The sequence below is a fragment of the Polaromonas sp. P4_F4 genome (assembly GCF_056401355.1).
Genome location: NZ_JBFUJO010000024.1, coordinates 1 through 12,115, shown reverse-complemented (window position 1 = coordinate 12,115; position 12,115 = coordinate 1). Strand labels below are relative to the sequence as shown.

Sequence of the window (12,115 nt, the reverse complement as noted above, 5' to 3'; positions counted from 1 at the left end):
CAGAGGGCGCTTCAGGGGGGTTAATCAAACTTGACACGCGGGTCTACCCAGACATAACAGAGATCACTGATCAGCTTGGTCACCAGCCCAATCAGCGTGAAGAGGTAGAGCGTGCCCAAGACCACGGGGTAGTCCCGCCGGATCACGCTCTCATAGCTGAGCAGCCCCAGGCCGTCCAGCGAAAACAGGGTCTCAATCAGCAGCGAACCGGTGAAGAAGGCTCCAATAAACGCAGCTGGAAACCCGGTGATGATGGGGATCAGCGCATTGCGAAACACATGCTTCCAGAGCACCTGCCGTTCGCTGAGTCCCTTGGCCCGGGCTGTCAGGACGTACTGCTTGCGAATTTCTTCCAGGAAGGAGTTCTTGGTCAGCACCGCCGTCACGGCAAAACTGCCCAGCACCATCGCGATGATGGGCAGGGTGATGTGCCAGAGGTAGTCGGTGATCCGCGCGCCCCACCCCAGGGATTCCCAGTTGGGCGAGGTCAGCCCGCGCAACGGAAACCATTGCAATTGCCCGCCGAATACCACCAGCAGCGCCACGCCAAGCACAAAGCCCGGTATGGCGTAGCCGACCAGCACGATGAGCGTGGTGACAAAGTCAAAGCGCGAACCCGCCCGCACGGCCTTGGCCACGCCCAGCGGCACGGCAATCAGGTAACTGATGAAAAAAGTCCACAAGCCCAGGCTGACGGAGACCGGCAGCTTTTCCTTGACCAGTTGCCAGACATCCTTGTGCTGGTAAAAGCTGTTGCCCAGGTCAAAGCGCGCAAAACGCCCCAGCATCTGGAAAAAGCGCTCATGCACCGGTTTGTCAAATCCGTACAGTGCCTTGATTTCTTCAATGCGCTGCGCATCGACGCCCTGCCGCCCGCGGTAGCCGGCGCCCGATGTGGCAGCGCGCTCGCCACCTGAGTCACGGCCCTGCAACTGCGCCACCATTTGCTCCACCGGCCCACCGGGCACGAACTGCACCATGACGAAGGTCAAAAGCAGCACGCCCAACAGGGTGGGAATCATCAGCAGCAGGCGCTTGAGAATGTAGCTGGCCATCGGTATGTCTGCCTGTTCTTCGGTTCTTATTTGCTGGAGGATAAATTGGCCGGCGAGGCCCACCAGGTGCTCATGGCCCAGGTGTCCGCCTGGTAATACGGCGGAATTGTCTGCGGCAGAACAAAGCGGCCCGGGCGGTAGCCGATCAGGAACGCATCGCCGTAGTACTGCGGCACCGAGTAGTAGCCATGGGTCAGCACGCGGTCCAGCGCGCGCATCGCGGAGCCGAGTTCAGGCCGGGTCTTGGCCGTCACGACTTTTTGCAGCAGGGCGTCGACCGCCGGATCGGCAATCCCCCAAACGTTCGAGGAACCCGGCGTTTGCGCGGCCCGGGAGCCGAACAGCTCCAGCAACTCACCGCCCGGTGCGGTACTGCCGGGCAGACGCAGCGTGGTGACTTCGAAGTCAAAAGCATCCATCTTCTGTTTGGACAACGAAAAGTCCACGACCCGATAAGTCATGGTGATGCCCAGCTTTTCCAGTGCCTTCTGGAAAGGCCCGACGATACGAATCAATGAGGGCTGGTCATTCAAAAATTCCATCGTGAAAGCCTCGTCCCTGGCGTTGCGCAGCGCACCATCCCGGTAAGTCCAGCCGGCCTCGCGCAGCAGCGCCTGGGCCTGGCGCAGGTTCTCGCGCAGGCTGCCGGGCGGCGTGGTGCTGGGCGACACGGGCACCGCGCCGAACACCTCTGGCTTGAACTGGGCGCGCAAAGGCTCCAGCAAGGCCAGTTCATCGGGTTTGGGCAGGCCTTCCGCATGAAACTCGCTGTTGGGAAAGTAGCCGTTCACGCGTTTATAAATGCCGTAAAACAGCTGGCGGTTCATCCACTCGAAATCCAGGGCCAGGCCGATTGCCTTGCGCACCCGGGCATCCTGGAACTTCGGGTTACGGATATTGAGTACATAGCCCTGGAAGTCGCCGGGGTTGCGGTTTGGAAAGGCGCGCTTGACCAGTTCACCCGAGGTGAACTGCTTGCCGGTGTACTGGCGCGCCCAGTTGCGCGAGATGAACTCGCGCAGGAAATCGAATTCACCGGCCTTCAGGCCCTCGAAGCGGGAGGTTTCATCCAGATAAATCTTGAAGCTGATGCGGTCAAAGTTGAACTGCCCCTTGCGTGTCGGCAAATCCGCACCCCAATAGGCCGGATCCCGCACATAGGTGATGTCACGGCCCATGGCCGGGTTGGCGATTTTGTAGGGCCCGGAGCCTATGGGTATTTCCGAAACGATCTGGTCGAAAGGCTTGCTGGCCCCGTTGACCTTGCCTCCTTCCCGGCCCCAGCCCCGGCTGAACACCGGCATTCCACCGACAACCAGCGGCAGTTCGGGATTTGGCGTCAGGAACTCAAAGCGCACGACGCGCTCCGAAACCACAGTCACCCCCTTGACTTCAGCGTAAATCGTGCGGTACTGGGGCGCGGCAAGTTTGCTGATGAGCTGGGTGTACGAATGCAGCACATCGGCTGCCAGCACGGGCGTGCCATCGTGAAAACGCGCCTTGATGTTGATGCGAAAGGTCGCCGACAGTTTGTCGGCGGCAACCTCCACGTCGTCGGCCAGCAAGCCGTAGGCCGTGGTGGGCTCTTCGGAGTTGCCTGTCAGCAGGCTTTCAATCAGCAGGCTTCCCAGGCCATAAGGTGCGGTGCCGCGCAGCGTGAAGGGGTTGAACTTGTCAAAGTTCGTGGGCCGGGTGGGCGGCACCATGCGAATCTCACCGCCCTTGGGCGCGACCGGATTTACATAATCAAAATGGGTGAAACCGGGCGGGTATTTGATGTCGCCAAACTGGGCGTATGCGTGTGCAGCCCAGGCGGGCGGTGCAAAAAAAGAAAGAATGGCCAGCAGGGTCGTCATCAAAGCAATCACCCGCACCCGCAAAAAAGACAAATCCCGCATGCGACAATTCTGCACTACTTCACGTCGGCAACGGTTGGCGGCCAGCGGGTACACCACCTGCTTCGTTCAACGCCACCAACCGCCATCAGCCGATTTATTCGTACACACTGGAGCACAAGCATGGGTTTTCTTACCGGCAAAAAACTGTTGATCACGGGCGTGTTGTCCAACCGGTCCATCGCCTACGGCATAGCCAAGGCCTGCCACGCACAAGGCGCCGAACTGGCTTTCAGCTATGTCGGTGAGCGCTTCAAGGACCGCATCACGGAATTCGCTGCTGATTTTGGCTCCAAACTCATCTTCGACTGTGACGTCGGCGATGACGCCCAGATCGAAAAGCTGTTTGCCGACCTGTCCAAAACCTGGCCGACGTTTGACGGCTTTGTGCACAGCATTGGCTACGCACCACGCGAGGCCATTGCTGGCGATTTCCTCGACGGCCTCTCGCGCGAGGGCTTCAAGATTGCCCACGACATCAGCGCCTACAGCTTTCCGGCCATGGCCAAGGCGGCGCTGCCCTACCTCAACAACAAGTCGGCGTTGCTGACCCTGACCTACCTGGGCGCGGTACGCACCGTGCCCAACTACAACACCATGGGACTGGCCAAGGCCAGCCTGGAGGCCTCGGTGCGCTACCTGGCCGAATCGCTGGGCCCCAAGGGCATGCGCGTCAACGGCATCAGCGCCGGCCCGATCAAGACCCTGGCCGCCAGCGGCATCAAGGGCTTCGGCAAGATTTTGAGCGTGGTCGCTGAGGCCTCGCCCATTCGCCGCAATGTAACGATTGAGGACGTCGGCAACGTGGCGGCCTTTTTGCTGAGCGACCTGGCAGCAGGGGTCAGCGCTGAAATCACCTACGTGGATGGCGGTTTCAGCCACGTGGTGGGCGGCATTGCCGAGCCAGCCGAAGCCGGCTGAGGCGGCGTCAGGTCAAGCGTGCGGGCCGCACGCTCTGCGCGGGCCGAAAACTCAGTGACAAATCCACCGCCAGTCCTTTATCGGCGGGCGCAGGCAGCTATCAAACAGGCGCTTCGACAGCTTCTACCCGCTCATGGCCGCCGCCAGGGGTCCTCTGGGCACGTCGGCGAAGACCGGCCTCAGAACAGGAAAATTGCCGATTGCCAAACCTGCCCATGATGGGATACTGGTTTCGAAAGCCTGAATTTCCTGTTTTTATCCTTGCTTTGACCATGTACTGCGCCCCCTGATACGGCGCCGTCGTTGCCTGCATCGCCTTTCTCACCAGCCAAGGACAGACGCATGAGAACTGCAGCCGCCCACCGCCGCGCCACACACTTCGCCGTTGTCCTTGCGGTGGTCTGCACGGCCGCAGGCAGGGCTTTCGCCCAGGAGCAGCCCGCCGAACCCGCCGCTGCCAAAAGCGCAGCGCCAGCTGTCGCCGCTGAATCCGCCGCGCAGCCCAGAAACTATGCGCTGCCGGCACTGGAAATCATTGGCTTCGACTTTCTGCTGAACCGCGTCAACCGGTATTACGGCAGCAGCCGCGACGATTACGACGTCAGCCTGGGGTCGATCCGGCGCAACCTGCGAAGCGGCTGGGGCGTGGACGACGACCCGTTCAAGACCAACCAGTTGGGCCATCCCTACCAAGGCTCGATGTACCACGGCTTCGCCCGCTCCGCCGGTTTCAACTACTGGGAGTCGCTGGGCTACACTTTCGCCGGCAGCGCTGCGTGGGAGGTCGCCGGCGAGAAAACACGACCCTCGCGCAACGACCAGATATCCTCGGGCATAGGTGGCACTTTTTTGGGCGAGGCCTTGTTCCGCATGGCCAACCTGGTGCTGGAAAAAGGCGATGGCGTTCCGCGCTTCTGGCGCGAAGCCGGCGCCGCGATGATCTCACCGTCCACCGGCTTCAACCGGCTGGTCCAGGGCCGCCGCCTGGACACGATCTTCGCCAGCAACAATCCGGCCTACTACAGCCGCGTGCAGTTCGGACTGATGGGCACGGTGCAAAACGTTCCGGGCACCTCGACCCAGGTCAAACGCAACGAGGCGCAGGTCGACTTCTCGCTGGACTACGGCCTGCCGGGAAAGGACGGCTATCAGTACCGCCGCCCCTTCGACTACTTTTCGTTCCAGGCCACGGCCTCCAGCGCCAATATGTTCGAGAACGTCATGACGCGGGGGCTGCTGCTGGGCAATGACTACGAGGTCGGCAAGAACTACCGCGGCCTGTGGGGCCTGTACGGTAGCTACGACTACATCTCGCCGCAGGCGTTCCGCATCTCGAGCACGGCGCTGTCGCTGGGCACCACCGGCCAGTGGCGGGCCAACGATTCGGTCGTGGTGCAGGGCACCGCCCTGGCCGGTGCGGGCTACGCGGCCGTGAGCACCATCAACGGCGCCTCCGACCGCGATTACCACTACGGCATGGCGCCACAGGCGCTGCTGGCCCTGCGAGTCATCTTCGGCGACCGCTCTTCGCTGGACCTGACCGGGCGCGAATACTTCGTGAGCGGCGTCGCCAGCGGCGGCCGCGGCGGGCACGACAACATCGTGCGCCTTGACCTGGCCTACACCTGGCGCATCCACAAGCAGCACGCCATCACCGTGAAGTACCTGTTGAACCGCCGCGACGCGACCTACCCCGATCTGGGCAACCGCACGCAATCCCGCGGCACGTTCGGCGTCTTCTACACGCTGCTAGGCCACGACCATTTCGGCGCCGTCGACTGGCGCTGAGGGCGCAGAGGTGCGCAAGAATCTCGAACTGGCTTGGGCTTCGGTGCTATCAAGCCCGTCGCCAATACTCATAACACCAGGCAGTTTCAAACCCGGCCCGCTGATAGAGTGCCCGGGCCGGCGCGTTGCCGGCCTCTACCTGCAAAAAAGTGCGCTCAAACCCTCTGTGCATCGCGGCGTCGGCCAGCCCGGCCAGCACACGCCCGGCCAGGCCCCGGCCTCTGAGGGCCTGATCGGTGCGCATGCCGTGCACGCTGGACCAGCCATGGCCGAAGGCAGCGGCACCAGCGGCCACGGTTTTCCCGTTCTCACGGACACTCGCATAGAGCGAATTACGTGCCCGGCTCAGCGTGTTGACGCGGCTGGCGCCATCGACGGGGTCAAAGCCCTCGCCCAAAAACAGGGCAGCCCACGCCTCATCAGGTGAATTGGCGGTTTCGGCGGGAATTTGAGTAGATACCTCGCGCATGGCTTTGGCCGTGCTCACCTGAACCAGCACCGGGCGCTCCGTCTTGTAGCCACACCGTTTCAGCTCTCGCCGCAAAAGTTCGAAGCAAGGTTCAGTCGCGACACGAAAGACCGCCGACATGCCGCGTGCCTCGTAACGCGCTTCAATCCTGCCCACCACGGCTTCATCGGTCGCTATGTGCCGAAGCGGGACCGCACTTTTGGCCCGGCTAACGGTTCCCCTGTCGAAAGGCAGGAGCCAGCCGTCCAGTTCCTCAAGGGCTTCGGGGGATACGGCCGCAATAGTGGCCCGCTCTATCGCTTCAATGTCGCTGGAGGTCATGGTTTGCATGTGAAAGGCCTTGGCGCCGGGACTGGTGGATGGAATATGCCGGCGACAGTCGCGCACATTTTCATGCACCTTTGAGCTTGGGCTTCAGGCCGCTTGAAGGGCATGGCGCTTGCGCCGCCGCATTTTGAAATATAAACTGTACATTTGTACAGTTAAAAGAAAATCCATGGCAATTCAAACCCTGACGCACACCCCGGCCCGCATGGCACTTTTTCGGTTGAAGACGCTGCACCTGCTGATGATTTTCGCGGGCCTGCTGGCGCCGGCTCCGCCCCTGTTGGCAGCGCCCGATGCTCCGCCGCTGATGCTGGCCAAGGTGTACCACGCCGGTGTTTCACTTCCGGACTACTGGGCCAGCGAAAAATATGACGGTGTGCGTGGCTACTGGGATGGCGAAAAGCTGCTGACCCGTGGCGGCGAGCGCGTTGCTGCGCCGGCATGGTTCACGGCGGGCTGGCCAAAAGTACCCATGGATGGTGAGCTCTGGGCTGGCCGCGGGCAGTTTGCCAAAGCGCTTTCGACGGTGCGACAGAAAACCCCGGACGATGCAGCGTGGCGCACGATGCATTTCATGGTGTTCGATTTACCCGCGCAAGGTGGCCCCTTTAACGAACGAATTCCGGCACTCAACGGCCTCGTGAGCCAGATTGACCAGCGCTGGGTACAAGGGGTGACACAGGTCAAGCTGGCAAACCAGCAGGCTTTGCAAAGCCTGCTGGTTAAAACCGTCAAACTTGGTGGCGAGGGCCTGATGCTGCATCGCGGCGCGTCACTTTACAAAGGCCAGCGCACCGACGACCTGCTCAAGGTGAAAACGCATGAAGACACGGAGGCCCGCGTGATTGCGCACATCCCGGGTCAGGGGAAATATGCGGGTGCGCTGGGAGCACTGCTGGTGGAACTGCCGGAAGCAGATGGCAAACCGGGCCAGCGTTTCAAGCTCGGTAGCGGTTTCAGCGATGCACAACGCCAGAACCCACCAGCGCCGGGCAGCATCGTCACTTTTCGCTATCGCGGCCTGAACGACAGCGGAATTCCCCGCTTTGCCAGCTTCATGCGGGTACACGAAGACATGCCAAAACATGCCGTAGCTAATCAATAAGCAAGATCAACCAGCAGGATAAAAGATAAGCAGCAGGGGGAAGCAACAGGGCTGGCAGCGGGTGCCCGCCACCGGGACGGAACACCCCACCAGGAGGGAACGCCCTATTTCTGATCTTTCTTCACGCAATCGGCGTAGTACCGCATTTTGCCTTTGGCATCAACCTGCTCCACGAGGCCGTGAATGTCGGTTTCGAAACCCGGGCATTGCGCATTGAACTCGCGGGCAAACTTGAGGTAATCAACGATTTTCTTGTTGAACACCTCGCCGGGAATCAGCAGCGGAATACCCGGCGGATAAGGCGTCACCAGTCCGACCGTGATGCGGCCTTCCAGCTGATCGATCTCGACTCGCTCTGTCGTGCGGTGGGCAATGTGGGCATAGGCGTCGCTGGGCTTCATGGCCGGCGCCAGGTCACTCAAATAGACCTCGGTCGTCAACCGTGCAATGTCGTATTTGGCGTAGAGGGCATGAATGTGCTGGCACAGGTCGGCCAGACCCATGCGCTCGTATTTCGGAAACTTCTGGCAGAACTCGGGCAGGATGCGCCACATCGGCTGGTTCTTGGCGTAGTCGTCCTTGAACTGCTGAAGCGCCGTCAGCAGGGTGTTCCAGCGGCCTTTGGTGATGCCGATGGTGAACATGATGAAGAAGCTGTAAAGCCCGGTTTTCTCCACGATCACGCCGTGCTCGGCCAAAAACTTGGTCACGATGCTGGCAGGAATACCGGTTTTGGCGAATTTGCCATTCAGATCCAGGCCTGGCGTGACGATGGTCGACTTGATCGGGTCCAGCATGTTGAAGCCCGTCGCCATCTGGCCAAAGCCATGCCAGTTATTGGCACCGTTCCTGGCTGTCTTGGCACTGCGCGACTCGCCCTTGATGATCCAGTCCTCGGCCAAGCCAATGCCTTCCTCCACAAGCTTGTCCGGCCCCCAGACCTTGAACCACCAGTCACTGCCGTATTCATCGTCGATCTTGCGCATGGCCCGGCGGAAGTCCAGCGCCTCGGCAATGCTCTCCTCGACCAGCGCGGTGCCGCCGGGCGGCTCCATCATGGCGGCGGCCACATCGCAACTGGCGATGATGCTGTACTGAGGCGACGTCGAGGTGTGCATCAGGTAGGCCTCATTGAAGAGGTGCCTGTCGAGTTTGGTGTTTTGCGAGTCCTGCACCAGCACATGGCTGGCCTGGCTGATGCCGGCGAGCAGCTTGTGAATCGACTGGGTTGCATACACCACGGCATTTTTCGGCCGGATGCGGTTTTTGCCCATGGCGTGGTAGCTGCCATAAAACGGGTGGAAGGCCGCATGAGGCAGCCAGGCTTCATCAAAATGCAGGTTGTCCACATAGCCATCGAGCATGCCCTTGATGGTTTCGGTGTTGTAAAGCACGCCGTCATAGGTCGATTGCGTGAGCGTCAGCACGCGTGGCTTGACGGTGTCCGCATCAACACCCTTGAGCAGCGGGTTGGCCCTGATCTTGGCCTTGATGGCCTCGGGCTCGAATTCGCTTTGCGGGATCGGGCCAATGATGCCGAAATGGTTTCGCGTGGGCTTCAAGAACACCGGAATTGCACCGGTCATGATGATGGCGTGCAGGATGGACTTGTGGCAGTTACGGTCCACCACCACCACATCGCCCGGCGCCACCGTGTGGTGCCACACCATCTTGTTGCTGGTGGAGGTGCCGTTGGTCACGAAGAAACAGTGGTCCGCGTTGAAGATACGCGCCGCATTGCGTTCGCTGGCGCCGATGGCGCCGTCGTGGTCAAGCAGCTGGCCCAACTCCTCGACCGCGTTGCACACGTCGGCACGCAGCATGTTTTCGCCGAAGAACTGGTGAAACATCTGCCCAACCGGGCTTTTCAGAAAGGCCACGCCACCCGAATGGCCGGGGCAGTGCCAGGAGTATGAACCGTCCTCGGCGTAGTCCAGCAGCGCCTTGAAGAAAGGCGGCTGCACACCTTCGAGGTAGCTCTTGGCCTCGCGCAGGATGTGGCGCGCCACAAACTCGGGTGTGTCCTCGAACATGTGAATGAAGCCGTGCAGCTCGCGCAGGATGTCGTTGGGAATATGGCGCGAGGTCTTGGTTTCACCGTAAACGTAAATCGGCACATCAAGATTTTTACGGCGCACCTCTTCAATGAAGTTGCGCAGGTTCAGCACGGCAGGATCCAGATCCGGGCCGGGCGTGAATTCCTCGTCGTCAATCGACAGGATAAAAGCGCTGGCACGGCTTTGCTGCTGGGCGAATTGCGACAGGTCGCCATAGCTGGTGACACCCAGCACCTCAAAGCCTTCGCTTTCAATGGCCTGGGCCAGCGCGCGAATACCCAGCCCCGAGGTGTTCTCGGAGCGGAAGTCTTCGTCAATGATCACAATCGGAAAGCGGAATTTCATGGGAATGGCTGCAGTTCATGGGCGCCCTGAACCTGTCGGAGGGCATGAGGGGAAACGCTCAAATGGGCATAGACAGGTTGAGCCCGAACGGTTTGGCTGGCGACTGCGAAGTGTAAGGAAATATTGTTGCTGTACGCTTGCGCAGCGGTCTATTTGCCCCAAAATGTAGCGCATCACCGACAAAAGGAAGAAACATGAGCGAATCGACCATCTGGTGGCTGCTGGCAGGTAGCGCGGTCGCGGTTGAACTGGTCACCGGAACTTTTTACCTGCTGATGCTGGCTGTGGGATTCGTCGCAGGCGCCATCGCCGCTCATTGGGGTTTTGCCATTATCGGCCAAATGGTGATCTCTGCTGCTGTAGGGGGTGGCGCAGTGGCCGCCTGGCACTGGTACCGCGGCAAAACCCCGGCCCCCCTGCCTGCAAATGCAAATCGGGATGTCAACCTGGATATTGGTGAGCCGGTACAGGTCGCGCAGTGGAATGCCGACGGAACCACTACCGTGAAATTTCGTGGCGCCCTCTGGACAGCCGTACCTGCCGACCTGGCCGAACCGGCCACCACTGGAAACTTTCGCATCAAGGAAATGCAGGGCAATCGCCTGGTGCTCGAAAAGCTGTAAAGCATCCCCGGCTATCCAGGATCTCGGGCTTTTCATTCCCTGCTGCCGATTCGCCAGCCTGGCAGGCCTTGCAAGCCTTGCAGGCACTCAACTCGCTAATTTGAACTAATCAACAATCAACGGAGGAACCATGGAAATAGCACTCGTCATCCTGATCGTGGCTGGCATCTTTATCGTACGCAGCATCAAGGTGGTGCCGCAACAAAATGCCTGGGTGATCGAGCGCTTGGGCAAATACCACGGCAGCCTGACGCCAGGCCTGAATTTCCTGGTGCCTTTTGTCGATCGGGTGGCCTATAAGCACAGCCTGAAAGAGATCCCGCTGGACGTGCCCAGCCAGGTGTGCATTACCCGAGACAACACACAGCTGCAGGTTGACGGCATTTTGTACTTTCAGGTCACCGACCCCATGCGTGCCAGCTACGGCTCATCCAACTACATCGTGGCCGTGACGCAGCTGGCCCAAACCTCGCTGCGCTCCGTGATCGGCAAGCTTGAGCTCGACAAGACCTTTGAAGAGCGCGACATCATCAACGCGCAAGTCGTGGCCGCCATTGACGAGGCCGCGCTCAACTGGGGCGTGAAGGTTTTGCGCTACGAGATCAAGGACCTGACGCCGCCCAAGGAAATTCTCCATGCCATGCAGTCGCAAATCACCGCCGAACGCGAAAAACGCGCGCTGATTGCCGCATCCGAGGGTCGCAAGCAGGAACAGATCAACATTGCCACCGGTGAACGCGAGGCCTTCATCGCCCGCTCGGAAGGTGAAAAACAGGCGGCCATCAACAATGCGCAGGGCGAGGCTTCAGCCATCATGGCCGTGGCAGAAGCCAATGCCAGAGCCATCGAGGTGGTTGCTGCGGCGATCCGCCAGCCCGGCGGTGAACAAGCCGTACAGTTGAAGGTCGCCGAAAAAGCCGTTGAGGCCTATTCCAGCGTAGCGGGCGACGCCACCACTACCCTGATCGTGCCAAGCAACATGACCGAGGTGTCGGCACTGATCGCGTCGGCCATGAAGATGGTGCAGTCCAGCAGGGCATGATCAATATCGCTTTATAGGTACAGCCATGAGTGCAAAAAATGTTCTGGGCGGCGAGCTGCTTCCGTGCTCTTACGACCCGCTCACGGGTTACTTCCGGGACGGCTGCTGCAACACCGATGCGTCCGATCTCGGCTCCCATCTGGTCTGCGTGCGGGTCACCCCGGAATTTCTCGCCTTCTCCAGCGCGCGCGGAAATGACCTCGTCACGCCGCAACCGCAACACCGGTTTGCCGGGCTCAAACTAGTGGACTGTAACGTTTAAAACGGAAGTATCATTGTGGCCATGGAGGTTGCGATGAAACTGACCAAAAGCGAACGCATGGAACTTCAACAGCAAGCTGCAGCGAGGAACGCCCGAGCCGATTCGGCGCGCCACGCCCGATTGATCCTGCTGCTGGCCGATGGGCTCACTTGGGCGGAGATTCGCACCAAGCTGGATTGCAGCGACAGCTACATCGATCGCTGGAGCAAGCGCTTTGAAAGTGATC

Annotated in this window: 10 protein-coding genes and 1 pseudogene; 7 read left to right on the top strand and 4 right to left on the bottom strand. The window is 60.4% G+C overall.

Going from position 1 to position 12,115, the window contains the following annotated elements:
* Positions 1 to 20: 20 nt before the first annotated feature.
* Positions 21 to 1,055 carry a microcin C ABC transporter permease YejB gene (locus AC1DUR_RS20765; RefSeq protein WP_477720043.1) on the bottom strand — a complete coding sequence of 345 codons (1,035 nt, stop codon included), beginning with the start codon at positions 1,053 to 1,055 and terminating at the stop codon, positions 21 to 23.
* Between the two features lie 26 nt (positions 1,056 to 1,081).
* Positions 1,082 to 2,911, bottom strand: coding sequence for an extracellular solute-binding protein (locus AC1DUR_RS20760; protein ID WP_477720055.1), 1,830 nt, complete (start codon positions 2,909 to 2,911; stop codon positions 1,082 to 1,084).
* Positions 2,912 to 3,073: 162 nt separating this feature from the next.
* On the opposite strand from AC1DUR_RS20760, the gene fabI reads away from it, so the two are divergent.
* Positions 3,074 to 3,871, top strand: coding sequence for an enoyl-ACP reductase FabI (fabI, locus tag AC1DUR_RS20755; protein ID WP_477720044.1), 798 nt, complete (start codon positions 3,074 to 3,076; stop codon positions 3,869 to 3,871).
* Between the two features lie 342 nt (positions 3,872 to 4,213).
* Positions 4,214 to 5,659 carry a DUF3943 domain-containing protein gene (locus AC1DUR_RS20750; RefSeq protein ID WP_477720045.1) on the top strand — a complete coding sequence of 482 codons (1,446 nt, stop codon included), beginning with the start codon at positions 4,214 to 4,216 and terminating at the stop codon, positions 5,657 to 5,659.
* Between the two features lie 49 nt (positions 5,660 to 5,708).
* Here the strand turns inward: AC1DUR_RS20750 and AC1DUR_RS20745 are convergent, their stop codons facing one another.
* Positions 5,709 to 6,458, bottom strand: coding sequence for a GNAT family N-acetyltransferase (locus tag AC1DUR_RS20745; RefSeq protein WP_477720046.1), 750 nt, complete (start codon positions 6,456 to 6,458; stop codon positions 5,709 to 5,711).
* Positions 6,459 to 6,696: 238 nt separating this feature from the next.
* On the opposite strand from AC1DUR_RS20745, the gene AC1DUR_RS20740 reads away from it, so the two are divergent.
* Entirely contained in the window at positions 6,697 to 7,560 is an 864-nt protein-coding gene (locus AC1DUR_RS20740) for a DNA ligase (RefSeq protein ID WP_477720056.1), read from the top strand.
* Positions 7,561 to 7,664: 104 nt separating this feature from the next.
* Here the strand turns inward: AC1DUR_RS20740 and AC1DUR_RS20735 are convergent, their stop codons facing one another.
* Complete coding sequence (locus tag AC1DUR_RS20735) at positions 7,665 to 9,962, bottom strand: Orn/Lys/Arg family decarboxylase (RefSeq protein ID WP_477720047.1); 2,298 nt, start codon at positions 9,960 to 9,962, stop codon at positions 7,665 to 7,667.
* Between the two features lie 194 nt (positions 9,963 to 10,156).
* On the opposite strand from AC1DUR_RS20735, the gene AC1DUR_RS20730 reads away from it, so the two are divergent.
* The 4 genes and pseudogenes from AC1DUR_RS20730 to AC1DUR_RS20715 all read left to right on the top strand — a co-directional run.
* A complete protein-coding gene (locus tag AC1DUR_RS20730) occupies positions 10,157 to 10,585 on the top strand; it encodes an NfeD family protein (protein ID WP_477720048.1) in 429 nt (142 codons plus the stop codon).
* Between the two features lie 130 nt (positions 10,586 to 10,715).
* The gene (locus AC1DUR_RS20725) at positions 10,716 to 11,627 is read left to right on the top strand and encodes an SPFH domain-containing protein (RefSeq protein ID WP_477720049.1); all 912 of its coding nucleotides are present in this window, start codon (positions 10,716 to 10,718) and stop codon (positions 11,625 to 11,627) included.
* A 25-nt stretch (positions 11,628 to 11,652) separates the two neighbouring features.
* Positions 11,653 to 11,868 (top strand): annotated as a pseudogene (locus tag AC1DUR_RS20720) (DUF2237 family protein); the annotation flags it as partial.
* 54 nt (positions 11,869 to 11,922) lie between these two features.
* A partial coding sequence (locus tag AC1DUR_RS20715; RefSeq protein ID WP_477722077.1) for a helix-turn-helix domain-containing protein occupies positions 11,923 to 12,115 on the top strand: 193 nt, incomplete at its 3' end.